Below are 24,390 nucleotides of genomic sequence, written 5' to 3' on the forward strand. Positions count from 1 at the left end.
TTTTCATGCCGCGCCTCACATTGTCTGAACAACAAATCAAATTGGCGAAATATCGCATGTTGCGTTGCGCCGCTGTGCATACGTGCTCAATGTCCACTCATGGACAGGCCGGGGCGAGGCGGCAGCGCCGATGACCCCCGGCTACTTTCCTTTTTGTGTAAGCGGACGTGAAACCCGTTTACGGAACGCTGTCGGGGCCTGACCGGTCCAGCGTTTGAAGGCCGTCGAGAACGCAGCCTGATCTGAATAGCCCAAAGAATACGAGATTTCAGCTAGATTCATGCCGTTCTTGATAAAGGTTTGCGCAAGATCACAGCGCAGATCTTCGACAATCTCGCGGTAGGAAGTGCCTTCATCCGCCAGACGACGGGCAAGTGTGCGCGGGCTGAGCCCAAGTCGAAAGGCGGCTTCATCTGCCTGAATTATCCCTCCGGGCATTGACCCGGTGATTAACCCTTCGATCTGTGCACGGGTTTTTTGTTCTGGCTTACGTCCTTCCGCCAGCAGACGCTCGCCATATTCCAGCAGATGCGCCCGCAGACTGGGATCATAGGTAGGGATCGGTGTTTCGAGTGAGGGTAGTGATAAAATAACCTCCAACCGTTCAGCCTCAAACTTTACTGGAAAGCCTCCGATCTTTTGAAAGGTGTCCGCATGTCGCCCCACACTGTGCTGAAATCGCATTTCGATAGGATACAGTTTCACCTGCGTCAGAGCCCGCATTCGAGCAATGCTTGCGAATAACAAAAACTCGGTTCGACGATGATATCGCGAAAAACTTGGGTCCTTCCAATCAGCCTCCAATGAGGCGGAGTTGCCGGAAACACGCAGACTGAACGCCAGTGCGGGGTCGATGATACCATGAAACCGCGTTGTGTTTTCCAACACCTGTTTCAGATCCCGCGAGTATTTACTGATATATGCCGTCACACTGGAGGAAGAATTGAACTCTAACCCCGCGCCTGCACCGAATGTGATGTCGCCGAGCGCATCACAGGCATGGCGAACAAACATGGCCTCTTTGCGGGCGCTACATAGTGTGGCAGGTGCTTCAACATCCATCCGGGTCAATGCGCTGTTTTTCAGAACCTGATCGACAACCGATAAACTCGCGCGTTGTTCGAGGGCGCGCATCAGCAATTGAATGCGTGAAATATCAACGTCCATAACCTGGTCCGAAACTCATCCTGATAATCTGATCACGATAGCGGAAAGGCGCTGTATTTTGCCAGCCTCTGTTAACGACACTTGTGACGTGTCGGATATTCGAAAGGATTTGGCTGAAATTGCCAAGAATACCGCGGGAGTGACACCTAAATATCCATCGTTGCCGGGTCAGCACCTTTTGGGGATAAGGTCGAGCCCAAGCCGACGGTCCACCAAGCCGTTTCAATGGGTTCCCCGGCACGGCTCTCCTTAGTGGTCGGTCATGTCGCATTGCCGCGAGATTTATGCTGTGCCAGTATCTTCTTGAATTGATGGTGGTATTTGGATTTACAGTGCCTGACTTGCCAGACATTGAAACTGATTTGATTGTCTTTGACGGTGAATGCGTTTTGTGTTCGCGGTTTTTACAGTTCATGTTGCGCCATGATCGGGGCCAAAGGTTCAGATTTGCGACCGCCCAGTCGGATTTGGGGAGGCGACTCTATTCACGGCTGAATCTCCCGACCAAGGATTTTGAGACCAATCTGGTCATCGTCGATGGTAAAGTTCACCAGAAGCTTGATGCTTTTGCCGCCGCGATGCGCGCGTTACCGGGAGCTTGGTTCTTGCTGTCCTTGTGCCGATATCTGCCAGTGTTTGTTAAGGATCGGCTATATCACTCGGTTGCCCGTAATCGATATGCGTTGTTTGGTCGTTACAAACATTGTTTAGTTCCCGATGCTTGCCTTCGGTCTCGGTTCGCTTCAGATGGCTTCTGAGCACGACCCGTTCCTGCAAGCTCTGGGCGTGGATGAAAAGCTGCCGGAGGCAATTCAAAAACTGCACTCGGCTGAGGGGCAATATTCGGGTAGATGCAGCATAATTCGAGGTCGGGGGCGGTTGGTCGCCCTGGCTTTGCGCATCGGAGGATTCCCGCCAGGAGGGGACGACCTTAAGATCACTCTCACCATACGGCGAACAAAAGGGCATTGGATTTGGAAGCGGGACTTTTCCGGGCATGAGACATGTTCACGCATTAGTTTTGACCGGAGATACAATTGCGTCCACGAAAGGATCGGGGGGCTCGCAATTCGGTCACAGCCTGTGCGAAGCGAGGCAGGGCTGTCGATTCAAATCCGTCGGCTCGCCCTGTTTGGAATACCTTGTCCAAAGTTTCTGCTACCGCAGTCAGCCTCGACGGAAACCCAAGATTCAATGGACCGCTTTTGTTTTGACATCTCTGCCTATGTGCCCGGCCTGGGTTTGCTGATCCGATATAGCGGGTGGCTTGAGCCGGATCGGAGCTAATTGAGGTCAGTTTGAATTGATTGTGATCTCTACTGTTTGGAGTGGTGAGGCGCACTAGGTATATTTCAGGTGGAAACAGGAAGATGACGAGGATGAAACAGATATTATCAGTTACGTTGGGCGCACTTATGTTGCTCGGTTCTCCGGCAATGACCAGCGCGGCACCAAACGGATATCAAACCGAAGCGATTAGCAATACGGAATTCGAAGTCATCCCAAGGGCGCGCAGAGATGTCGATGGATATTGGTGTGCTGCGGCGGATTTCGCACGACGGTCTTTAGGTGCGGGGTGGCAACAGCGTATTTATGTCCTGCGCGGCTACGGGCCAAGCGTGACGACCGGCCGAAAGACGGCGGTGCAGTTTTCGCTCAAGCCACCTGCAAATGTAGACCAGCAAGGCAGTATATCGGCTGGCTTCAAAGCCGGCGACAGTATGTCTGTGCAAGGTGCAAATGGCCGGTGCAGTCGTCGCATTAACTTTAGGTGATCTGCGGTGCAGACCGAATTCTCGATCTCAACGCAGGGTGCGGGGCTCTATGAGTTCACCGCCCCTGTGCGCGATTGGCTGAGGCCGGTATCAGATGGCCTGCTGACCCTCTTCGTGCGGCACACCTCTTGTTCTTTGCTGATTCAGGAAAACGCTGATCCCGAAGTGCAGACCGATTTACAGGCCTTTTATGACCGGCTTGTGCCGCCTTCCGACCATCCTTCGATGGCTTATCTGCGCCATACATATGAGGGGCCGGATGACATGCCAGCTCATATCAAGGCTGCGATGATGCCGGTTTCGTTGTCGATCCCGGTGAGGAGTGGGGAGCCTGTGCTGGGCACATGGCAGGGTATTTACGTGTTTGAACATCGCAATGCACCGCATATGAGAAAGGTCGCTGCGCACTTCGCGTGACGCTTTATATTGGGGTGAAAAATTCCGACTACCCAAACTCTAGCGGCTGCCCTATAGTTGTGGATAAGTAAGCCGCAGCGCTTACAAAAGAGGCCGAACTAGGGACGAGGAGACGGCGGATGCGCTGCCCGTTTTGCGGAAATATCGATACTCAGGTCAAAGATTCACGCCCGGCAGAGGATCACGTCGCGATCCGCCGACGCCGGTTTTGTCCGGCCTGCGGCGGACGGTTTACGACTTATGAACGTGTGCAGTTGCGCGATCTGGTTGTGATCAAAACCAATGGAAAACGAGAAGATTTCGACCGCGACAAACTTGAGCGTTCAATCCGCATATCGATGCAGAAGCGGCCGATTGATCCGGAGCGGATCGACCAGATGATTTCGGGTATCGTTCGCCGATTGGAAAGCATGGGTGAAACCGATATCCCATCGAACAAAATCGGTGAGATTGTCATGGAAGCGCTGGCCCGGATTGATACGGTCGCATATGTTCGTTTTGCGAGTGTGTACAAGAATTTCCAGGCGGCCGACGATTTCGAGGAGTTTGTCCACGAGTTGCGCCCGCCGCAACCTTCGACGGACGAGTGAACGAAGCAGATAAGCGATTTATGGCGCTTGCCTTGTCTTTGGGGCGGCGCGGCCAGGGCACGTGTTGGCCGAACCCGTCCGTCGGGTGCGTGATCGTGCGCGATGGGCGTATTGTCGGACGCGGCTGGACGCAGCCCGGAGGCCGCCCGCATGCCGAACCCATCGCACTTGCCCAAGCAGGCGAGGCGGCACAAGGTGCGACAGCATATGTCTCTCTTGAACCCTGCTCACATCACGGAAAAACGCCACCCTGTGCCGAAGCATTGATCGAGGCTGGAATTGTACGTGTTGTCTCGGCAATCGAAGACAGTGACCCGCGTGTGGCGGGACAAGGGTTCGCCTTGCTGCGTGAAGCTGGGATTGATGTCGTTACCGGGATTCTTGCCGAACAGGCGGCACGGGATCACGCAGGCTTCTTTCTGAAAACCGAGCAAGGTCGACCGTTTGTAACACTGAAACTGGCCAGCAGCTTTGATGGTCGGATTGCCACGGAAACCGGGCACAGCCAGTGGATCACCGGCCCCAATGCACGCCGTGCAGTGCACGCCATGCGAGCCCGCCATGATGCGGTCATGGTCGGCGCGGGAACGGCGCGGGCTGATGATCCGTCGCTGACGGTTCGCGATTTAGGCGTAGAACGCCAGCCGGTCCGCGTGGTGGTGTCTCGGCATCTGGACTTGCCTTTGATGGGGCATCTCGCGCGAACCGCGTCCAAAATTCCGGTCTGGCTTTGCCATGGTCCTCATCCGGATCCTGATCGCGCCCGCGCCTGGGAGGGGCTTGGTGCGCGACTGATCCCATGCGCATTGGACGATCATCACGTTGAAGCCGCTGATCTGCTGCACCAGCTCGGGCAAGCGGGGCTGACGCGCGTCTTTTGTGAAGGCGGATCAGCTTTGGCTGCGTCCTTGCTAGAAAGTGATCTGGTCGATGAGCTGGTTGGTTTCACCGCCGGGCTTACGATCGGAGCCGAAGGTCTTTCGGCGATCGGAGCCTTAGGGTTGGATACTTTGGAAACCGCACCCCGGTTCGATCTGATCGAAACGCAGGTTGTTGGCGGTGATATCCTGCACCGTTGGTCGCGCGTCACGCATTAGGCCTTAGCGCCACCAACGCGCATGCGTTGCCATCATTCCTTGTAGTTTGGACAGAAGGCGGTTCATAGGTCCTTTCGCCGTTGGTGCGCCGTGCGCAAGCCGCTCAACCGCGATCTCGACTGGGCAAGCCTGTCCAGTCACGGGATCAAAGTATCGCGGGTAGTCGATCAGGGTTGCGTGTACCAAGCCCATCAATGAAGGCTGCGCGCCGCGACGAGCAGGCACAGCCCCCAAATCTGTCGTCAACCCCCACCCAGCATAGAATGGCGCGCCTAGCGTCGTGACCTTGACGCCGCGCAGCAAAGCTTCGAACCCCAGCAGAGAGGTCATAGTCCAAACCTCGTCTACCTGAGTCATCAGGGTGGCGGGGTCGGTGCGCTTGACCACAATGTCAGCCAAATCTGATTCGATTTTGCCCTCTCGCAATCCGGCTTCGACATCCGGGTGAGGTTTGTAAATCAGAACAGCATCAGGATTGGCCTTGCGCGTTACACACAGCAGATCGAGGTTGTTGCGAATATTGCTTGTACCCAGTCTGATCGAGGCGTCATCTTCTACCTGCCCCGGCACCAGAATGCGATGGCCTTTTGGCAGGTCCGGGGCAGGATGACCGACGTTGTACTTGCTCAGGCCGTCAGAGAGCAACCGGGCTATCAGCCGTTCTGATCGAAGCCTCTGGTCCGGTCGCAGCGTCTCTCGCGCGGTGATCCATTCCTCTAGCCGGCTGGGGTGGGTCGGGTCGTAGTAAATACCGATATCATCGGTCACAAGCGAAAGCGGTGGCACCAATTCCGCACCCAATCCACGCGAGCGTAGAAAGCCATCCTCGACGCGTGTTGCGCTCAAAGTATCACGCGCTTGGCTCGCCCAGGCCATATGGGGATGTGCGGTATCTTTTGGCTGCTCGGATGTAAAACGCAGCTTACCGTGTTGACCGAAAATGCGCTGCAGGCGCCGCCGCTTCCACACCCGCATACCCGATGCAGTCCAACCTTTGTGATCCTGTCTCCAAGCGCGGGTCTGCGCCTCGAGTGTATCGATCACGGTTTCCAATTCGCACAAGCAGTCTTGATAGGGGTCGTACCAGCGCGGATACAGGATCATTGTTGCTGCAAAAAGCTGCGCCCGCGTGAGGTTGCGTTGTCGACGGGGGAGGGGGACGTCGTCCTGTGTCAGCCCCCACCCTGAGTAAAACGGTTGCCCGAACACTCGGGGTTTATGTCCCGCCAGAATGGCTTCAAATCCCATATGTGACGACAGTGTATAAACACCGATAGCGCCTTCCAACAGTGACCAAGGGCTTATGGGGTGGTCCAGAATGGACACGCGGTCATTCAGATCTTGATCAGAAAAATATCCTTTTCGATGACCTGCGGTCGTTTCGGGATGGCTTTTGATGATGACGCGCGCGCCTGGGTTTTCCTCTTGTGCGATGACCAGCATCTCGCGGAACCGCGCATAGTCGCCGTGGCTCGCAGTAACTGCTGCATCTCCCTGGATTTGATCAATTACCAGAACGTAGCCGGGTTCAGGGGGTGGTTGATCAAGATCGTAGGCTGAGTATTTGCTGAGGTGCAATTCGCGTAGCCGCGCAATCGCGCCCCGCGCGCGATCCAGCAGGGCAGTCTCATCCAGCGGATGTGTCGTAAGCAGGGTTTCCAAATCGGATGGCGTAGTAGGATCAAAATGTAGACCTGCACGGTCAAGCAGCAATCCCAGCGGGGCCTCGCCGCTGCGTCCGGGTTGCAGAGATCTCAGGAACGCATCTTCGATCCGTAAGATGGGCACATCGCGTTTCCGCGCTATGGTCAAGCCGCGATGAGCAGTTGGGCTGTTGCCCCAGACCCCAACAAGATCTTCGTGTTGGGGCAGACCAAGCCGAATTTCATACCCGGACAAAGACAGGATCCGGCGCACACGCCGTTGTGTCAGGAAACCACCGTTGTAAACAAATAGCCGGGAGCGTTCGCCCCCGGCCATGCTCTCCGGTTCAGGAAACATCCACTAGTTTCCCGTAAGTGTCGCTACATTCGCAAATGGTGTCAGACCTCCGGCGATCAACGAGATTGATTTGCTCCACTGTGCATATGGGGCTTCGGTGACATAGATCGTGTCATCGTCGCGGATGACAAAATCACGTGCAACAAACAAGCCGTTGGGTGCGGTCAGGTTCAACAGGTAGATCATGCGTTGATCACCCGTCAGCTCAGGGCGCCCCATAACGCTACGTGCAATGTCCTGCCGTTCGTCGCGCAGAATGAATATCCCGGTCGGATCTGACGACAGCGATTGAAGGCCCCCAACTTGTGCCAGAGCTTCGAGAGCCGATAAATCCTGACTTTCGAACGCCACGCGGGACTGCCCAGTCGAACCCAGTGCAATATACGAGCGGCTATCCTGTTCAACCAGAATGCGATCACCGCCGCGCAGGGCGATGTCGGTTTCCGGATTTCGGAAAAGATCGTTGTACCAGATCGTTCCCTTTTGATTTCCGCGGATCACGGTAACCAAAGCTATATCCGATGCAACTGCGACGCCTCCCGCTTGTGCGAGCATGGTCGACAAGGTTCCCGTCGGGCGCTCGATCGGGTAAATACCCGGTGCACCGATGGTCCCGGTCAAGGAAACAGTCGACCCATTGCCCGGCGTGCGCGTAACCTGAACCTGTGGGTCCGGCGTTTGCTCCTCCAGTTTGCTGGAAATCAGGGTGCGCAATTGCTCGGGAGTATTGCCCGCCGCACGCAGCCGACCAGCGTAGGGAACAAAAATATATCCGTCATTGTCGACCTGAACCTGATCCAGATTTGTCGCACCACCAGCTTCTGAAGTCAGCAACCCGTCGTCGACATTCTCCCAGATGCTAAGATTTAGAACATCGCCGGGACGCACAGTATCAGACGCAATGCTTTGGGCGCTGCGAAAAGATTGTGAGAACCCGTAGTGCGGAACCGCAGAGGCGGCACGTGCCACGCGGTCGTCGACTTCGACAACAAATGCGTTGCCGCCATTTTCGACAGAACCGGCAAGGATTTCTGTTTTGTTAGGTCCGGATTTCGGAAGCTGACACGCTGCCAGCAAACCAAGGACCACCACAAAGGAAGCCCCCCGTATCCATCGGATAGGAAAACGCTGCACTGCCGATTTACCTCAGTCGTCTTTGTTTTGGGCAGGTTACCCGTTTCATTGCCAAACATCCAGCAACGGGTTGATTCAAGTTACTTAACAAGATGCAACTGTGGCGTTGCGGCCTCGTTGTCTTGCAGTGCCGACTGATATGGACCCTGTTTCATAAGCATCATATCTGCGGCACGGCGCAATAATTGTCGACGTCCTTTTCGGGAATAGAAGCCACCCGGAATCTGACTGGTATTGAGAAGAAATTGTCGATAGTCCCGGTAGGCTTTGCTGTCCGGAGCATTGGGGTCAGCAAAAAAAGCCTCGATTGGCTGCCGGGAAACAAACTGTGGCTTGTCATATACCGACCGTCCGAAACTGCGCAGGGGAATGCCGCGCCACAGGGCTTGTTGGCCTGCAGTTGAATTCACGGTTACTGCTGATCTCGCTTCATCGAGAAGTTTTGCCAACTTACCACCCGGCACATAGTGAATTCGATCAGTGATATCGAGTTTTTCGGCCATGCGCTGGGCCATGTGCCGAAGTGGTTCACGATGGTTTTCCAGCGGATGCTCTTTGATGACGAGGTGGTGATGCGCAGGGGCACCCTTGGCAAAACCGTCAATCACCTGGCTGAGAAACTCACTCATGCAGGAATAATCCGAATGGGATTGCACCGAGCTGTCATGACCCAGTTGCAACAGGACAAGGTGATAGGGAAAGCCCCCCCGCCTGACCCGAGTTGTCGCCCATTTTCGTTGTAATCTGTGGAATGGCATCAGTGCCAGGCGCTTAAAATACAACTGAAACTCTTTGGTGACTGGTAGCTCGCGGTGAGGCTGGAAATTTCGATAGCGCCGGTTCATGAGCATCACGAACCAATGGTAAAGCGCGCCGTAGAAAATGTGCTGGCGCATATCCCCCCAATGCGAGGGCGGCGGAGGGGTTTGACCCTCAGACTGCGCCAATGCCGTCTGCATCTCTTCCACATCAAGCTCCATCAAACGTGAGTTTCCGTTCGAGCCATTGCGCTCATACGTCACCCACCAGGGGCGCAGATATCCCTCTTCGAAAACATGGATAGTAATGCCGCGTGATTTCGCAATCCGAACCGCATTTGCATGGATAGGCCGGGTATCACCATAGAGTACAATATCAGTGACACCATTGAGTGTAACTATGTCGGTGAATGTAGCTGGCCAATCGTCGGGATTCCCCAGATAGGGAATAAAGCTGGTCGTGTCGCTCCAAAACGCCTGATCGCCCGCGTTGAACCCAACACGGATGACTTTGGCTCCGGCTGCGCGCAGCATACCACCTAGTGCATTGAAGAATGGACCATGGGGACCTTGCAGGAACAGGAACACACGCCGGTCAGGGCAGGTGGTTGAAGATGCCATATAGTCTGCTCGCAAGGAATATTCGTGGAACGTTTGGATGAAATTATGCCTCTTTGTTGGATTCTGGGCAAGGCAGGGCTTGTCCGTCGGGCTGGGTGCCTTTACCTCGATTATTGAAATTAGGCTCTTGGGGTTGATGAAATGTTTACAGGGATCGTCACCGATATTGGCACTGTTGCCGAACTTGACCAGCAGGGTGATCTACGGGCAAGGATCAGGACCAGCTATGACACAGCAGGGATCGATATGGGTGCTTCGATCGCAAGCGATGGTGTGTGTCTGACCGTTATCGCGCTGGGGGACGACTGGTACGATGTTCAGATCAGCGCCGAAACGGTTTCGAAGACCAATTTGGATCACTGGCAGGTCGGCACGCAGGTAAATCTGGAGCGCGCCTTGAAAGTCGGGGATGAACTGGGGGGGCATATCGTCTCGGGCCATGTTGATGGCGTAGCCGAAGTGATTGCGGTAGCTGACGAGGGCGATAGCACGCGTGTGACTTTGCGCGCACCCGTTGATCTTGCTCGGTTTATCGCGCCAAAAGGATCGGTAGCGCTGAACGGCACGTCTTTGACGGTCAACGATGTTGAGGGATGTGACTTCGGTATCAACTTCATCCCGCATACCAAAGAGGTCACCACATGGGGTGATGTCGCGGTCGGTGACAAGGTGAATCTTGAGATCGATACTCTGGCCAGATACGTGGCCCGTCTGGCCGAGATGTCCTGAACCTCAGGTTCCCGGCCCGAACCGTGCCGTGAGCCTTTTGGCCAGCCACCAGAAGAAAAGGACCAACAGGATCGAAGCATATCCATCAATGGCGTAATGCCACGCAAGATGCACCGATCCCAACAGGATGACAAAGGTAAACACCGTCAGCCCCCAGCCCAGCCACCGCGAATAAGTGAACCCATACAACGCCAGGAGCGCGCTTGAAGCGACATGCATACTGGGCATCGCTGAGATACCTCGTGCGAGCCCCGAATTTTGAAAGCCATCCAGCAGCGTGCTTTGCACTTTCAGCGCCCAAACCGGGCTGATTTCATGTGATTGACGCAGCAATTCCATCTGCGGAACGAAATCTGTGCCCAGATTGAAGGGTTCATAGTAAACAGGACCGACGGATGCAAAGACCGTCGCGATCACGTTACCCCCGACAAACCAGCACAGCACAAAGGCGACCAGGAATACCGTGCTACGAATTGGATCACGGCGATCCAGGCAGGCCACGCAGACGGCGATATAAAGCATCGGAAACCAGATATGATAGGCCGCATTCAAAGCTGTTGTAATCACTGGCGACCCAAGGACGGGCCTTAGCAAAGTCCAGGGATCGACGCCGCCGTGTAGGAACCTGTCCCATTGCGCAAACTGTGTGTCCCAAAGAGAGGGACTCAACGAGTGAATTTCGTTCTTCAAAAATGTGTAGGTTACGATCAGAGCAACGATGCTGACGAAGCAGATCAAAACGTCGGGTGCTTTTTCGACGTCTGTCAGTTTGGTTCGCAGGTCTTGCAACATCCAATGAATTGGCTTTTTCGGTTTAACCACAAAAATCGCAACACCAAGCCTCCAGAGGATGAAATTTGCGAACATAAAGCAAAGCAGACGGAGCGATATTCCTAAAAGGATGGGGGTAGAGGAATCCCAAAATGACCGGCCCACATAGAGGCTGACGGCGATGGCGCATGCGATTTGCAGCGCAACCAGTGACAATAACAGCCTGTTACGCCAAAGGGAATTTATCAGAACTGCATTAGAAGCAGGGAGATAGGCGGTCTTGGACACTGGGCTCGATATCTCGACACACTAGGGAATTGTTGAGTTTTAGGTGCCTTTGATATCGGGCATTCCGAGGGCTTGATTGCGGCAATTTGTGGACAAAGCCTACATTTGCCCCTCAAAGGTTCAGAAAATGGCAACAATATCGGCGTATCGAAACAGGCATATATACACCCGCAGTGGCCAGTTTTTACGCCCGTCTTAGATTGAATTACTTGTTGCACATTCCAATGCCAAGGGCGGATCGCACAAACCGGAGCGCATACGGGCTGGTCATTGACGCGCACGTGGTCTATTTCGCCAGCAAACCTGCCATGCGAAAGGCTTACCCCATGAGCTTTGAAACCCCCGGACCGGTTGAGGCCCAGTTGCGCGAGGCGATTAGCCCGATTGAGGACATCATCGAAGAGGCCCGCAAAGGCCGGATGTACATTCTTGTCGATCACGAAGATCGCGAGAATGAGGGCGACCTCGTAATTGCTGCAGAATTTGCCGACGCGAATGCCATCAACTTCATGGCCACCCATGGGCGCGGGCTGATTTGTCTGCCCATGACAGCAGAACGGATTGATCATCTTGGGCTGCCGATGATGGCCGTTAACAATTCATCACGTCACGAGACGGCGTTCACCGTTTCGATTGAGGCGCGCGAGGGAGTTTCCACTGGTATTTCCGCCGCTGACCGCGCGCTGACCGTCGCGACCGCGATCAACGAGCAAAACACGATGGCACATATTGCGACACCGGGCCATGTGTTCCCGTTGCGTGCCAAGCGCGGTGGGGTACTTGTGCGCGCGGGTCATACCGAGGCGGCAGTGGATATCTCGCGTCTGGCCGGGTTGAAGCCAGCGGGAGTGATCTGTGAGATCATGAACCCCGACGGCACCATGGCGCGCCTGCCTGATTTGGTAGAGTTCGCCAAAGAGCATGACATGAAGATTGGGACAATCAGCGACCTTATCAGCTATCGCTCGCGTAATGATAATTTGGTCGTCGAAACCTCGCGTGAGACGGTGACCTCGGAATACGGTGGCGACTGGGAGATGCGGATTTTTACCGATCAGACCCATGGCATCGAACATGTTGTCATGATCAAGGGTGATATCACCACGCCCGAGCCGGTGCTGACTCGGACCCATGCTTTGCATGAAGCACCGGATATTCTGGGGCTCGGCCCGAAATCCTCGCGCGAGCTGCCTTGCGCGATGGAGAAGATCGCCGCAGAGGGGCGCGGCGTCGTTTGCCTTTTCCGCCAGCCCCGCAATTCTCTCTATGCTGCCGAAGATGAAGGTCCGCGGACTATCAAGCAAACCGGCCTGGGTGCGCAGATTCTATCCAAGATGGGTGTTCAGGAACTGGTGTTGCTGACTGATTCACCCGAAACTGTATATCTGGGGCTCGACGCCTTTGGGCTGTCCATTGTCGGAACCCGCTCGATCCTCAAGGAAGACTGAAAATGGCTGAACAAGACAAACATGGTATCCTGCCGACGCCGACATTCGATAAACCGGTGAAGTTGCTAATTGTGGCGGCTCCTTTCTATCGCGCGATTGCCGACAGCCTGATTGCAGGTGCCAAAGCCGAGATCGAGGCGGCTGGCGGTACCTGCGAGGTTGTCGAAGTTCCCGGCGCGTTGGAAATTCCGACTGCTATAGCCATGGCCGACCGTCAGTGCAATTTTGACGGCTATGTCGCGCTGGGCTGTGTCATTCGCGGCGAGACCACGCATTATGAAACAGTCTGCAACGACTCGAGCCGTGCTATCCAGCTGATGGGCCTGCAGGGCCTGTGCATCGGCAATGGCATTCTGACGGTCGAGAATGACGATCAGGCCGAAGTTCGCGCAAACCCTGAAAAGATGAATAAAGGCGGCGGAGCCGCCGCTGCGGCCTTGCATCTGATCGCGCTCAGCCGTAAGTGGGGCTCTTCCAAAAAGGGCGTGGGCTTTAAGCCGCCGTCCGAGTCCATCCTTGTGGCGGGCGACAGCAACGGATCCACAACCGCATGACCAAGACAGACGCGCCGAAACCGGCCAACCAGAAACGCCTAATGAAATCCGCCGCACGCCTCTATGCCGTGCAGGCGTTATTCCAGATGGAGCAATCGGGTCAGACGACTGAAGCAGTCGTAACCGAGTTTCTGGATCACCGTTTTGGCGCCGTCTATGAAGGCGAAGAAATGCTGGATGGCGATATCAGCGTCTTCCGCAAACTGGTGGATGACGCCGTGAACTATCAGGCGCCGATCGACCAAATGACGGATCGCGCGCTGGTGGCGAAATGGCCCATAGCTCGCATCGATCCGACCCTGCGCGCCCTGTTTCGAGCCGCCGGAGCGGAGCTGACCCAAAGCAACACACCGCCCAAAGTCGTCATCACTGAATTTGTCGACGTGGCCCGTGCATTCTTCCCCGAAGGTAAAGAACCCAAATTCGTCAACGCTGTGCTGGATCACATGGCGCGCGAAGCTCAGCCCGAGGCGTTCTGACGCCTTTACCCGGAACAGATTTGCGCTAGCCTGAAAGGCAGAGCGCAAGGAGGTTCACCATGCCCAAACTGGTCCGACTGTATATCACTCAAGTTGCGTGGGGCTTTGCCATCTCGGCTGTTTTTGTCGGGGTGCTTCTGGCGATGAACGTTGCCAACCTGCGCCACCTGATTACAGGGTCAGAGATCGGACTGATCGCATTGGTGATGATCTGGTTTATGAACGGGATCGTATTTGCAGGGGTTCAGTTCGCCTACAAGATCATGAGCATGGCAGAAAAACCCCAGGGGCCGCGCGGCGGATCAGCTGTTGTCCACAATTTCCGACCTGTAGTCGTCAAACAGGAAGTGCGATCAGATCATTGATCTGAAAAGGGAAAATGTGGCGGGACCACCAGTCAACCGTGGGGCTTTGATTCCCGAGGACCTGTGTATACAGGTGGGCGCCAGGTAATCAGGCCAGGACCTGAACAGAGCCAGCTCCCTCGGAATTGCTTAAGGCCACCGGAATGCTGCCGTGCACGAGAAGGGCAGAACCCGCCAAGCGCTTAAGTAGGGCGTGAAGCGGGTTCGCACAAGGGGTTATGCATCAACAGTTTCGTGCAGTGCTGTGCGCATCTTACCGAAATGTTCGTCCCAGCCGTTGTCCAGTGCAAGGATCAGGCCAAAGGCGTCAACCCCTTGTGGTAGCCCTTCGTGCAACAAGCCAAGGCGTGTACCGCCCGGGACCGGTTCCAAGGTCCATTTGACCACGCTCACGGCGTTACCCATCGGTTTGACGGTAAATGTGTATTCCAGATATTCCGGGCGGCGCGCCTCACGCACTTCACCCCAGATCAGAAGATCACCGCTGGTCGTCCCGAACATCTCAAGCTTTTTACCCGCTGCCAAAGGTTGTTCGGGTTTGTGGAACCATTCTGCCAGACGGTCAGGTTCGGTTAGGTAAGCCCAAACAGTTTCGGGCTCAGCCCGCAAGAATATGGTCTTTTGCAATACGGCATTGGTCACTTTTTTATTCCTTTCTATCGCTTCTTTTAAGTTCGAAAGGCGGTCGTCCCAGAACCGATCAAAATAGCTGAGCCAGTCCAGAACAGGGGCCATCCCCTTGGGTTCAAGCCGATTAATGCGTTCACGGCCCTTTGCTTCGACCGTAATCAGACCGCCATCTGACAGAACAGTCAGGTGTTTTTTGACCGCCGCCCGTGTCATGTTGAAGCGTTCGGTGAGTTGTGCGATCGTCATGTCCTTGGCCGCCAACATCTGCACAATGTCCCGACGGGTAGGGTCAGCAAGCGCCCGGAACGCGTTTTGAATCTTCGGGTCCATGGTACACTCCATATGATACCATTAGGTACCATATTAATGAGATACCAAATGGTATCATGTCAAGAGCTTGATTTTTGTTCACTAATTGTTCACATTTTAGGTATGACACTCGATCTACAACCTGGACAAAAACTCGCACGCGGTGTTTCGCGACATTTGTTAACCCATGGCTATGTTTCAATTGAGGAATTTGTACCGGCACGGGGTCTGCGCGTCGATGTGATGGGCTTGGGCCCAAAGGGCGAGCTGTGGGTGATAGAGTGCAAATCCAGTCGGGCTGACTATCAGTCAGACTCTAAGTGGCAGGGCTATCTGGAATGGTGTGATCGATTCTTTTGGGCGGTAGACACTGACTTTCCGACCGATTTGCTGCCTGAAGACACAGGGTTGATTATTGCAGACGCATATGATGCCGAGATCATCCGAATGAGCCCGGAAAGCAAAGTGGCCCCGGCGCGAAGAAAGAAGATGATCCAGAAATTTGCTGCAGACGCAGCCCGCAGGCTGCATACGCTGCGTGATCCGCGACTTTAACTGCTGACTGCCCGCGCTGCCTGAGCAGCGGCGCGGATTTCCTCGGCGATTTCTTCGGCCTCTTCCGGGTCAAAATCCATCGGAATCTCAATACCGGAACCTTCAATAAACAGACGCACCATACCCTGATCGGTGGGGCCGATCTGCAGGTTCGCTTCGATTTCACGTTCGGTGTTGATGCCCATTTGTGCCTCCGGGAATTCAGCCTTGGTGCTAGCGTGCAACGGGTTGAGAATCAAGCGGGCTATAGGGTCAGATAGGGAATGGATGACATCAACCTTAGGCCCTTTCGTCCAGATGACACCGCGTGGCTGGTGGAACGTCACGGTGCGCTGTATGCCCGCGATGAGGGGTTCGACGAGACTTTCGCCCCTCTGGTGGCGCGAATTCTTGAGGATTTTATTGCCAATAGTAACTCGGAACGCGAATGCGGTTGGATTGCCGAGCGCGCAGGTGAGCGACTTGGAAGTATATTCTGTGTCACGCAGGACGATCACACTGCCAAGCTGCGCTTGTTTTTGCTGGTGCCCGAAGCTCGCGGGCTGGGGCTTGGCAAGCGTCTTTTGACCACCTGCATGGGCTTTGCGCGCAGCGCGGGATATCGTGAAATGGCGCTTTGGACTCATGAAAGCCACGCTGCGGCCTGCGGGCTTTACCGCTCGTTTGGATGGCAGCTTACAGACAGCAAGCCGGTACATTCTTTTGGGGTCGATCTGGTGGAACAAAGCTGGCGAATTCGGCTTTAATCCCCTTGCAATCCTCGCACGCCTTCGCTAAATCGCCCCTCACGAGTGCCGCCTTAGCTCAGTTGGTTAGAGCGCTGGATTGTGGATCCAGAGGTCCCCTGTTCAAGCCAGGGAGGCGGTACCATTTCCCCGGACTTGCATCGATTGCCGAATAAGGTCTCGGGGGTGATCCGGCGCTTGCCATAAACCGCATTCTAGAGGTGTAGTTGAGACATGCCGGACGCTAAGTTTTCAGAAACCCGCACTGCCGCCCGCCTTTCTGTCGCCCCCATGATGGACTGGACGGATCGTCACTGTCGGTTTCTGCATCGCCTGCTGAGTTCGCGAACGCTGTTGTACACCGAAATGGTGACGGCACCCGCTTTAGTTCGGGGCGGGGCGTTGCATTTGCTTGAATACAGCCCCCAGGAACATCCAATCGCGCTTCAGTTGGGTGGGTCCGATCCAAGCGAGTTGGCACTGGCTGCTAAGTTGGGGGCCGAGGCTGGGTATGATGAGATCAATTTGAATTGTGGCTGCCCGTCCGACCGTGTGCAATCGGGCACGTTTGGCGCCGTATTGATGCGCGAACCTGAGCGTGTTGCGGAATGTGTTGCGGCAATGCGAGAGGTCGTGGAGGCTGAAGTCACTGTAAAGTGCCGGATCGGCGTTGATGAGCAAGACCCTCAAGAGGTGCTGCCCGTTTTCCTTGAGCAAATCAAAGCGGCGGGATGTGAACGTGTCACAATTCACGCTCGAAAGGCATGGCTGCAAGGGCTAAGCCCTAAGGAAAATAGGGATATCCCTCCGCTTGACTACGAACTGGTTCATCAGATGAAGGCAGATTTTCCCGACCTTCACATTTCGATCAACGGCGGAATTACATCGCTGGCACAGGCGCAGGAGCAACTGGACGCAGGGCTTGATGGCGTCATGATCGGGCGCGCGGCCTATCATCAGCCAACGGATATTCTGGCCGGAGCAGATCCGCTGATTTTTAGAATCGGCCAGATTGCAGATCCGATGGACGTGGTTCAAAAAATGTTGCCCTATGTCGAAGCCCATCTTGCCGGTGGTGGGCGATTGCACCAGATCACACGTCATATGCTGGGTCTGTTCGCAGGACGTCCGGGTGCGCGGGGGTGGCGACGGATGCTATCTGAGGGCGCAGTGCGCGAAAATGCAGGGCCTGAGGTGATCCTGCGGGCTCTGGATTCGATTGTGTCGAATGCATCGGTAGAGCAGGCGGTTTGACACGGCCCTTGGCTGATTTGGAGGGATGATGCCGGATACGATGTTGCTGGCCCAGATGCTGGGGCTATTGCTTGTAATTGGTGCCTTCGCAGGGGTTTTGGCCGGCTTGTTGGGCGTTGGGGGCGGTATCGTGCTTGTGCCTGCTTTCTTTTATGCGTTTCAAACACTTGGATATGGCGGCCCACAGTTGATGCAATTGTGTCTGGCAACTTCGCTGGCGACTATAATAGTGACCTCCGTCCGTTCGGTGCTGAGCCACAACAAAAAAGGTGCGGTTGATTGGGATATTTTGCGCAGTTGGGGTCCGGGCATTGCGGCTGGAGCGGTTATCGGCGTCCTAGTGGCTTCGGCGCTGAGAACAGAGTTGTTGCAGGCGCTATTCGGTATTCTTGGAATGGTCATCGGAGCCTATCTGGGATTGGGTAAATCCGAATGGAGGCTGGGGGACGCGATGCCCAAAGGTTTGCGCCGTGCCGCCTTGTCCCCCTCGGTCGGATTTCTATCGGTTTTAATGGGGATCGGCGGGGGCAGCTTTGGTGTCCCACTCATGAGCCTATACAACACTCCGATCCATCGCGCAGTTGCGACCGCCGCTGGATTTGGCGTGATCATCGCAGTGCCATCGGTGCTGGGCTTTCTGTTTCTTAACATCGCACCTGAGCATCGCCCGCCTCTGACCATTGGAGCGGTCAATCTTGTGGCTTTCAGTATCGTTGTGGCCATGACCATGATCACTGCGCCATGGGGCGTAAAGCTTGCTCATGCGATGGACCCGAAACCGCTTAGACGCGTATTCGCGGTGTTCCTTACGCTCGTGGCGTTGAATATGCTGCGCAAGGCACTGGGATGGTAGACGCCTTTTACAACCGCGGTTGGGTCAGGTTTTCTCATGATGCAGCACTCGCCCAGTGGGTGGCGCAGGTTCTGCCTGCGGCCCGCAAGGCGATCGACGATCCGCTACATTCTATCTGGCATGATTGCGAGGGGACTTGGTTCATCGGTGTGGACGCGCTGGAAAACGACGCGCAGGGCAGGGTGGAAGGGTCGCCTGCGTTGTCCGGCACGGCAATAGAATTTGCGTATCGACAATTCGGGGTGATCGACCTGCATAAGGCGCAGGTATCGGTCATTTATCCTGGGTATCCTCAGCCCCGCCGGGGTGAAAGTGAAGCCGCCGCACGATATCGCGCCAATCGCGATGCTGCGCATGTGGATGGATTGAAGCCATCGGGACCAGACCGGCGACGGCACGTGGATGAACCGCATGCCTGGATATTGGGCATTCCGCTGACAGAAGCGTCATGTGATGCCTCACCCATGGTGGTTTGGGATGGTAGCCATAAAATACTTGGTGCAGCGTTCCGCAACGTGCTGAAAGATGTCTCTTCGGGCGAATTGGCCAACACTGATATCACGGATACCTATCAGGCTGCCCGACTGGAGGTGTTTCAAAACTGTCGGCGGATTGAACTGCCTGCACAGCCGGGTGAGGCCTATCTGTTGCATCGTCACTGTCTGCATGGTGTTGCCCCATGGGGCGCTGATGCGAATGCCGGGCCTGATGGACGGATGATCGCCTATTTCCGTCCCGAGTTGCCGGGCGGTGTGGCACAATGGCTGGAAACTCCGTAACCTCCTGCCATTATTTGGCTTTGGAGGATGATTTAGATGATTACAGTTCATACAAACTCTGATGGTGCGCTGATCGAAGTGGAGCTTTCAGGCGAGGTGACAAGCGCGGATTACGCCGCCACATTGGTGCCCGCAATCGAGGCGGCGCTTGAGGATAACGATTCGGTTCGCCTGCTGGCGATCGCAACGCCCGAGTTCAAAGGATACGACCTCGGCGCGGCATGGTCCGATACCAAGCTGGGGCTCAGTCATTGGCGTGGTTTTGATCGGATCGGGGTTGTCGCCGATCAAGGTTGGGTTCAGACAAGTATCCGATTGGCCGCCCCCATACTTCCGTGCCCTGTGCAGGTTTTTGGGATGGATGAAGTGGAAGAGGCGCGCCGCTGGATGCGTGAGTCTCTCGGGGCGATCCATGTGACCGATCTTGGTGGGTCGTGTGTTCAGATTAGTCTGATGGGCAAGCTTGATTCTGAAGAATACGGTCAGGCGCAATCCGACCTGGATGCAATGTTACGTGAACGCGACGGATTTCGTCTCCTGATCGATCTGCGCGAATTTGATGGCTGGCAAGGGCTTACTGCGATGGCGGCGCATTTTCGGTTGGCCGCTGGTCATATCGGTATGTTGGACCGTGCAGCGATTGTTGGCGATAAGAGCTGGCAAAAGATGGCGCAACGCATGGCCAGTCACGTATTGGGGACCCGGACACAGTATTTTCCTGCAGAAGAGTTCGAAAATGCGAAAACCTGGCTTGCGGCAGGGTAAGCTTGCTCAAGTAATAGCTATTAGAAACAATGCCTTGACCGGCGCCAAATTGATCTTTTCCAAGGTGACGTAACGGAATGCAGGCTATCGAGTACGTTTTTATTGACTGGCTGGTCAAAAAAATAAAGTGTGCACTTAATCTTTCCCATGTTGCGAGGGAAGGGTGAAAACTGTTTCGCGCCGCTGTGGGCTGCCACTCACTCGACCTTCGGTCTCCGGGCTCTTCTACCCCCTCAGAGTTCGGGTCTGAACCACAGCGGCGCGGCTATTTTATCGATCTGGCCCTAAGATGAAACTCCGCTCAGTTTTGAACCGAATTTTGATTTGGGAAAGGTCGGATCGACCTCGAGTCAGCAGTGTCCCAGATGAAGCGCGCAAAAACTTGAAACAAGCGGCAAATCGGGCTGAATTGGTCGAATTGTTCAGCGCAGAATTACGAGACCGAAATGTGCTCCAAGAATTGCCACCAACTCAGAACCCTAAACTCTGACATCTAGCTTTATGAATTGCCCAAACGTGCGGCACGCCCGCCACGACGCCTGGCCAGACGCGGTTTGCGTTCGGGAAGGTCTTGCATAATCTCGGCCCGTTCGCTGCTATTCATTTTGGACCAGCGCGAGATCTCGTCAATTGTACGATAGCAACCAGTGCAGATACGCTCGGTCGGGTGAACGACGCAGATCTGGATGCAAGGGCTTTCGACCTCGTTCCGTTTCCAAACCATATTCGTCATTGGCGATATCCGATCCGTCAAAGAAAGCGCAGTCTGTCAAGCGCCCCTTGCAGGATATAGCCGGCGGCGACGTGATCGATAACCTGTCCGCGACGTTTTCGTGTCGTATCCGCCTCCAACAGTGCTTTTTCTGCCGCAACCGTGCTAAGCCGTTCGTCCCAGAACCCGATGGGCAGCTCGGTTAAACGTGCCAGATTACGGGCAAATGCACGCGTGGACTGACATCTTGGTCCCTCGCTGCCGTCCATGTTGCGGGGCAGCCCCAAGACAATACCGCCAATCTCACGGTCGGTCACGATCTCGATCAAACGCGCGGAATCCAGCGTGAATTTCTTACGACGAACGGTTTCAAGCGGAGTCGCAACGCCACGCATTCGGTCGGACACCGCAACTCCAATGGTTTTCTCGCCCAGATCCAGACCCATGAGGGCCGACATCGGTGAAAGGGCGGCGGCGAATTCCTCGAAGGCATCGTGGATCATTGTGCGATACCAGCCTGAACTGATGCAGCGTCGATCATTTGCAACGCCTGATCGTTACCCGCGAAAACTGCAACAGCCTCGTCACGAATTTTTAACGCCTGCGCCGCTTCGCCCAATACGCCTAAGGCTGCGATCAGTCGCGCCCATTCCTCGGGCGATCCACCTTCGCTGGCCAGCCGTTCAGAAAGCCGATCCACCATTCCTCGTATCATGTCCTGACGTTCTTCGGGCGATAGCTCGGCGGCAGCGTCCATATCTTCCTGGCTGGGACCTGGTGCCGCTGGCGTTGCAGACAGATCCGGCGCGTTGAATACCCCTGCGCGAAACGCCAAATCGTCGATCTGGGCACGAATGGCGTCTGCCCAAGGCGCACCTGCAGGTGCGTCGCGCAATGTATCCACCCAAACCCGATAGGCCATATCTGGTCGTCCGGTCTGCGCCAGCATTTGTCCCCAATAATATCGCGCAGGACCCAATCTTGGATTTCGCTCGAGCGCGTATCGCAATGCCTCCTCCGCTTCGGGAGAGACATAACCACCAGCGGCCAGAATCATCATCTCGGCCTGATCGGAATAAGCTTGTGCCGGTGCGCTTTCACCCGACAGCTCGATTACTCGCGCCTGCGCCTCATAACCTGCTTTAAAGTTTCCGGCATTGGTCTCATGCTGCGCTAACAGAGTTTGCCCTTGCAGATCATCCGGTCGTACGGCCACTGTTTCGCGCAATCGATTCAGAAGGTTTTCGTAACTTTCGTCCAGTGGCGGTGCTTGCACCGGCGTTGCCAATTCCTCGGCTTCTGCCTGGCCAGGCCGGTTCTCGCGCAGTTCTTCTGCCATTTCCAACCGCGCCGAAAGTGGCATATCTGGAAATCCGGCCGCACCCAGTTGGCGATACATTGCCAGCGCTCCACCAATCAGTATGGCCGCCATGACGACGAAGGCCACGACAGTGACTGTTGGTGATGGTCCTGTACTTTCAGCCTCGCCGCGCATCTGCGCATCAGTCGCCAAGATTCGGCGAGCGATTTCCGTGCGCACGCGTTCGGCATCGGCTTTTGCGATAACCCCGCGCGCCAAGTCTCGATCAACGCTTGTCAGCTGCTCGCGATAGACGCGCAGGTCATAGGCGGCGGTAGGGCCCGAGTCGCGACGACCGCGCAGCATGGTGTAACCCAAAAAAACGGCGATGAGCAGTGCAATCAGGAAGATGAGAACCCAAAACGACATGGTCCCTCCAAAATGGTTGCCCTGACTTAGACCTGTCTGCGCATGGAAAAAAGGGACAAATGGCCGCTAGGGGCGGTCATGTCGCAATAGTGCATTATTGCGACGTTGTGCGGCAGGGCTAATATGTCAATGCACGGCATATCTGCGCCAATCATCGAAGACCGAACGGATTCGCTCATGAAACACTACTCAGCCTTTGCTGTGGCGCGCGAAGCGCTGCGCTACCATACCGGGTGGGAACGCGCCTGGCGTTCTCCTGAACCGAAAAAGCGCTATGACGCTATCATCGTCGGTGCAGGCGGGCATGGTCTGGCAACTGCTTACTATCTCGGGAAGAACTACGGCATTCAGAATGTTGCGGTGATCGAGAAGGGCTGGCTGGGCGGTGGCAACACGGGCCGGAACACGACCATTATCCGTTCGAACTATCTGCAGGACCCTTCGGCGGCGATCTATGAAAAGGCGCGCGGCTTGTACGAGGATCTTAGCCAGGAGTTGAACTACAACATCATGTTCAGCCCGCGCGGCGTGATAATGCTGGCGCAGACTCAGCACGAGATTCGCGGCTATCAGCGCACCGCGCATGCGAATGCGCTGCAGGGTGTTCAGACCGAGTGGATTGGACCCGAGCGCGTGAAAGAGCTGGTGCCGATCATCAATCTGGAAGGCCCGCGCTATCCGGTTCTGGGCGGGCTCTGGCAGGAGCGTGGCGGCACCGCGCGCCATGATGCCGTGGCGTGGGGCTATGCACGTGCATGTTCCGCAATGGGTATGGACATCATCCAGCAGTGCGAAGTTACCGGCGTGCGTCAGGAAAATGGCCGCGTTGTCGGTGTCGACACCACCAAGGGTGCCATCGATTGTGACAAGCTGGGAATCGTAGTTGCGGGCCATTCCGGTCAGCTGGCCGAGATGGCGGGATTTCGTCTGCCGCTCGAGGCCGTAGCCCTGCAAGCGCTGGTGTCCGAGCCAATCAAACCCTGCATGGATGTGGTCGTCATGGCCAACACGGTGCATGGTTATATGTCTCAGTCCGACAAGGGCGAGATGGTGATCGGTGGCGGTACAGATGCCTATAACAACTTCACCCAACGCGGTTCGTTCCACCACATTGAGGAAACCGTCCGCGCGCTGGTCGAGACCTTCCCGATGATCTCTCGCCTCAAGATGCTGCGCCAGTGGGGCGGTATCGTCGACATGACCGGCGATCGGTCTCCAATCCTGTCGAAGACGCCGTTACAGGGTTGCTTTATTAACGGTGGCTGGGGCACCGGAGGCTTCAAGGCGATCCCGGGATCCGGCTGGGGCATGGCACAGCTGATGGCGACCGGCCACTCATCGCTGACTGAAGCCTTCTCGCTCGACCGCTTCAAAGAGGGCCGCTTCATCGACGAAAGCGTCGCCGCCGGGGTTGCGCACTAGGGGTACAGCCCAAACGCGCCACTGATTAGATTTCTGGTCGGCCAAGTTGTCGACCAACCGCCAAAAGGATGAACATATGCTGATCCTAAATTGCCCCTATTGCGGCGTCGACGCCGAAGAAACTGAATTGGCTGCTGGTGGCGAGGCGCATCTGAAGCGCTTTGGCCCTGGTTCGTCTGATGACGAATTCCATGACTACCTGTTCATGCGTGAAAACCCCAAGGGTGTTCATTTCGAACGCTGGCGCCACGCCAACGGTTGCGGCAAGTGGTTCCACGCCGCCCGTTGCACCCAATCGCTCGAAGTGTTCGGGACCTATTCCGCCCAGACCACCGAGCCGCCAAAAGAAATCAAAGACGCCATCACCGCAAAACGTCCTGGATGGACGTGGAGAGAGTTCTCCTGATGCTTCATCTTTTCAAATATACTCCCGCCGGAGGCTCTGACGCCTCCACCCGCGAAA

The 24,390-nt window shown here is 55.6% G+C and carries 29 protein-coding genes and 1 tRNA gene; 20 read left to right on the top strand and 10 right to left on the bottom strand.

All coding sequences use genetic code 11. From position 1 onward, the window contains the following. Positions 1–141 precede the first annotated feature (141 nt). On the bottom strand, positions 142–1,167 hold the full coding sequence (locus ACR0JR_RS07995; RefSeq protein ID WP_480455709.1) for an AraC family transcriptional regulator: 1,026 nt from the start codon (positions 1,165–1,167) through the stop codon (positions 142–144). 311 nt (positions 1,168–1,478) lie between these two features. Here ACR0JR_RS07995 and ACR0JR_RS08000 point away from each other — a divergent pair, with 311 nt between their 5' ends. From ACR0JR_RS08000 to ribD, 6 genes are all read left to right on the top strand, one after another. Continuing rightward, positions 1,479–1,925, top strand: coding sequence for a thiol-disulfide oxidoreductase DCC family protein (locus tag ACR0JR_RS08000; protein ID WP_480455710.1), 447 nt, complete (start codon positions 1,479–1,481; stop codon positions 1,923–1,925). Continuing rightward, on the top strand, positions 1,915–2,454 hold the full coding sequence (locus ACR0JR_RS08005) for a DUF4166 domain-containing protein (RefSeq protein WP_480455711.1): 540 nt from the start codon (positions 1,915–1,917) through the stop codon (positions 2,452–2,454). Before ACR0JR_RS08000 ends, ACR0JR_RS08005 begins: the two co-directional genes overlap by 11 nt. A 92-nt stretch (positions 2,455–2,546) precedes the next feature. After that, positions 2,547–2,942: a hypothetical protein gene (locus tag ACR0JR_RS08010; protein ID WP_170472398.1), complete on the top strand. Its 396-nt coding sequence runs from the start codon at positions 2,547–2,549 to the stop codon at positions 2,940–2,942. A gap of 6 nt (positions 2,943–2,948) precedes the next feature. After that, entirely contained in the window at positions 2,949–3,359 is a 411-nt protein-coding gene (locus ACR0JR_RS08015) for a secondary thiamine-phosphate synthase enzyme YjbQ (RefSeq protein ID WP_480455712.1), read from the top strand. A 119-nt stretch (positions 3,360–3,478) separates the two neighbouring features. After that, the gene (nrdR, locus tag ACR0JR_RS08020; protein ID WP_008756450.1) at positions 3,479–3,949 is read left to right on the top strand and encodes a transcriptional regulator NrdR; all 471 of its coding nucleotides are present in this window, start codon (positions 3,479–3,481) and stop codon (positions 3,947–3,949) included. Then, entirely contained in the window at positions 3,946–5,046 is a 1,101-nt protein-coding gene (gene ribD, locus ACR0JR_RS08025) for a bifunctional diaminohydroxyphosphoribosylaminopyrimidine deaminase/5-amino-6-(5-phosphoribosylamino)uracil reductase RibD (protein ID WP_480455713.1), read from the top strand. The genes nrdR and ribD overlap by 4 nt, the downstream gene beginning before the upstream one ends. 3 nt (positions 5,047–5,049) lie before the next feature. Here ribD and ACR0JR_RS08030 read toward each other — a convergent pair whose 3' ends face one another. The 3 genes from ACR0JR_RS08030 to ACR0JR_RS08040 form a co-directional block, all read right to left on the bottom strand. Beyond that, positions 5,050–7,047: a capsular polysaccharide biosynthesis protein gene (locus ACR0JR_RS08030; protein WP_480455714.1), complete on the bottom strand. Its 1,998-nt coding sequence runs from the start codon at positions 7,045–7,047 to the stop codon at positions 5,050–5,052. Positions 7,048–7,050: 3 nt separating this feature from the next. Further along, positions 7,051–8,181, bottom strand: a complete 1,131-nt coding sequence (locus ACR0JR_RS08035; RefSeq protein WP_480455715.1) for a polysaccharide biosynthesis/export family protein — start codon at positions 8,179–8,181, stop codon at positions 7,051–7,053. An 80-nt stretch (positions 8,182–8,261) separates the two neighbouring features. Further along, the gene (locus ACR0JR_RS08040) at positions 8,262–9,560 is read right to left on the bottom strand and encodes a capsule biosynthesis protein (RefSeq protein WP_480455716.1); all 1,299 of its coding nucleotides are present in this window, start codon (positions 9,558–9,560) and stop codon (positions 8,262–8,264) included. A 141-nt stretch (positions 9,561–9,701) separates the two neighbouring features. On the opposite strand from ACR0JR_RS08040, the gene ACR0JR_RS08045 reads away from it, so the two are divergent. Then, positions 9,702–10,289 (top strand): riboflavin synthase, encoded by a 588-nt coding sequence (locus tag ACR0JR_RS08045; RefSeq protein ID WP_170472388.1) that lies wholly within the window; start codon positions 9,702–9,704, stop codon positions 10,287–10,289. Positions 10,290–10,292: 3 nt separating this feature from the next. Here ACR0JR_RS08045 and ACR0JR_RS08050 read toward each other — a convergent pair whose 3' ends face one another. After that, positions 10,293–11,081: a phosphatase PAP2 family protein gene (locus tag ACR0JR_RS08050; protein ID WP_480455717.1), complete on the bottom strand. Its 789-nt coding sequence runs from the start codon at positions 11,079–11,081 to the stop codon at positions 10,293–10,295. A gap of 593 nt (positions 11,082–11,674) precedes the next feature. On the opposite strand from ACR0JR_RS08050, the gene ribB reads away from it, so the two are divergent. Genes ribB through ACR0JR_RS08070 form a run of 4 tightly spaced genes read left to right on the top strand, consistent with a single transcriptional unit; the run spans position 11,675 to position 14,194 of the window. Continuing rightward, positions 11,675–12,796 carry a 3,4-dihydroxy-2-butanone-4-phosphate synthase gene (ribB, locus tag ACR0JR_RS08055; RefSeq protein WP_480455718.1) on the top strand — a complete coding sequence of 374 codons (1,122 nt, stop codon included), beginning with the start codon at positions 11,675–11,677 and terminating at the stop codon, positions 12,794–12,796. Positions 12,797–12,798: 2 nt separating this feature from the next. Continuing rightward, the gene (locus ACR0JR_RS08060; protein WP_480455719.1) at positions 12,799–13,350 is read left to right on the top strand and encodes a 6,7-dimethyl-8-ribityllumazine synthase; all 552 of its coding nucleotides are present in this window, start codon (positions 12,799–12,801) and stop codon (positions 13,348–13,350) included. Further along, positions 13,347–13,829, top strand: coding sequence for a transcription antitermination factor NusB (gene nusB / locus ACR0JR_RS08065; protein ID WP_010442006.1), 483 nt, complete (start codon positions 13,347–13,349; stop codon positions 13,827–13,829). Before ACR0JR_RS08060 ends, nusB begins: the two co-directional genes overlap by 4 nt. Positions 13,830–13,888: 59 nt before the next feature. Continuing rightward, a complete protein-coding gene (locus tag ACR0JR_RS08070; protein WP_480455720.1) occupies positions 13,889–14,194 on the top strand; it encodes a hypothetical protein in 306 nt (101 codons plus the stop codon). A gap of 216 nt (positions 14,195–14,410) precedes the next feature. Here the strand turns inward: ACR0JR_RS08070 and ACR0JR_RS08075 are convergent, their stop codons facing one another. Further along, positions 14,411–15,154, bottom strand: coding sequence for a metalloregulator ArsR/SmtB family transcription factor (locus ACR0JR_RS08075; RefSeq protein WP_480455721.1), 744 nt, complete (start codon positions 15,152–15,154; stop codon positions 14,411–14,413). 102 nt (positions 15,155–15,256) lie between these two features. On the opposite strand from ACR0JR_RS08075, the gene ACR0JR_RS08080 reads away from it, so the two are divergent. After that, positions 15,257–15,688, top strand: a complete 432-nt coding sequence (locus ACR0JR_RS08080; protein WP_170779796.1) for an MmcB family DNA repair protein — start codon at positions 15,257–15,259, stop codon at positions 15,686–15,688. Here ACR0JR_RS08080 and ACR0JR_RS08085 read toward each other — a convergent pair. Beyond that, positions 15,685–15,873, bottom strand: coding sequence for a DUF6324 family protein (locus tag ACR0JR_RS08085; protein WP_010442011.1), 189 nt, complete (start codon positions 15,871–15,873; stop codon positions 15,685–15,687). The genes ACR0JR_RS08080 and ACR0JR_RS08085 overlap by 4 nt on opposite strands. A gap of 78 nt (positions 15,874–15,951) precedes the next feature. Here ACR0JR_RS08085 and ACR0JR_RS08090 point away from each other — a divergent pair, with 78 nt between their 5' ends. The 6 genes from ACR0JR_RS08090 (at position 15,952) to ACR0JR_RS08115 (ending at position 20,064) form a co-directional block, all read left to right on the top strand. Next, positions 15,952–16,434 carry a GNAT family N-acetyltransferase gene (locus ACR0JR_RS08090; protein ID WP_170540757.1) on the top strand — a complete coding sequence of 161 codons (483 nt, stop codon included), beginning with the start codon at positions 15,952–15,954 and terminating at the stop codon, positions 16,432–16,434. A 47-nt stretch (positions 16,435–16,481) separates the two neighbouring features. Further along, positions 16,482–16,558 (top strand) — tRNA-His (locus ACR0JR_RS08095). Between the two features lie 89 nt (positions 16,559–16,647). Further along, entirely contained in the window at positions 16,648–17,667 is a 1,020-nt protein-coding gene (dusA, locus tag ACR0JR_RS08100; protein ID WP_480455722.1) for a tRNA dihydrouridine(20/20a) synthase DusA, read from the top strand. 28 nt (positions 17,668–17,695) lie between these two features. After that, positions 17,696–18,520 carry a sulfite exporter TauE/SafE family protein gene (locus ACR0JR_RS08105; protein WP_170472371.1) on the top strand — a complete coding sequence of 275 codons (825 nt, stop codon included), beginning with the start codon at positions 17,696–17,698 and terminating at the stop codon, positions 18,518–18,520. Continuing rightward, positions 18,514–19,299, top strand: a complete 786-nt coding sequence (locus tag ACR0JR_RS08110; protein ID WP_480455724.1) for a hypothetical protein — start codon at positions 18,514–18,516, stop codon at positions 19,297–19,299. The genes ACR0JR_RS08105 and ACR0JR_RS08110 overlap by 7 nt, the downstream gene beginning before the upstream one ends. A gap of 36 nt (positions 19,300–19,335) precedes the next feature. Further along, positions 19,336–20,064: a SpoIIAA family protein gene (locus ACR0JR_RS08115; protein ID WP_480455725.1), complete on the top strand. Its 729-nt coding sequence runs from the start codon at positions 19,336–19,338 to the stop codon at positions 20,062–20,064. A 499-nt stretch (positions 20,065–20,563) separates the two neighbouring features. Here ACR0JR_RS08115 and ACR0JR_RS08120 read toward each other — a convergent pair whose 3' ends face one another. The 3 genes from ACR0JR_RS08120 to ccmI are packed head-to-tail and all read right to left on the bottom strand — an operon-like array spanning position 20,564 to position 22,505. Next, positions 20,564–20,797 carry a DUF1289 domain-containing protein gene (locus tag ACR0JR_RS08120; RefSeq protein ID WP_480455726.1) on the bottom strand — a complete coding sequence of 78 codons (234 nt, stop codon included), beginning with the start codon at positions 20,795–20,797 and terminating at the stop codon, positions 20,564–20,566. Between the two features lie 17 nt (positions 20,798–20,814). Then, positions 20,815–21,279, bottom strand: a complete 465-nt coding sequence (ruvX, locus tag ACR0JR_RS08125; RefSeq protein WP_170540741.1) for a Holliday junction resolvase RuvX — start codon at positions 21,277–21,279, stop codon at positions 20,815–20,817. Then, a complete protein-coding gene (gene ccmI, locus ACR0JR_RS08130; protein ID WP_480455727.1) occupies positions 21,276–22,505 on the bottom strand; it encodes a c-type cytochrome biogenesis protein CcmI in 1,230 nt (409 codons plus the stop codon). The genes ruvX and ccmI overlap by 4 nt, the downstream gene beginning before the upstream one ends. 177 nt (positions 22,506–22,682) lie before the next feature. Here ccmI and ACR0JR_RS08135 point away from each other — a divergent pair, with 177 nt between their 5' ends. After that, on the top strand, positions 22,683–23,927 hold the full coding sequence (locus ACR0JR_RS08135) for a sarcosine oxidase subunit beta family protein (RefSeq protein WP_010442020.1): 1,245 nt from the start codon (positions 22,683–22,685) through the stop codon (positions 23,925–23,927). Positions 23,928–24,003: 76 nt separating this feature from the next. Continuing rightward, on the top strand, positions 24,004–24,333 hold the full coding sequence (locus tag ACR0JR_RS08140; RefSeq protein WP_010442021.1) for a sarcosine oxidase subunit delta: 330 nt from the start codon (positions 24,004–24,006) through the stop codon (positions 24,331–24,333). Positions 24,334–24,390: the final 57 nt, after the last annotated feature.

It is taken from the genome of Ruegeria sp. AA3 (assembly GCF_056542905.1).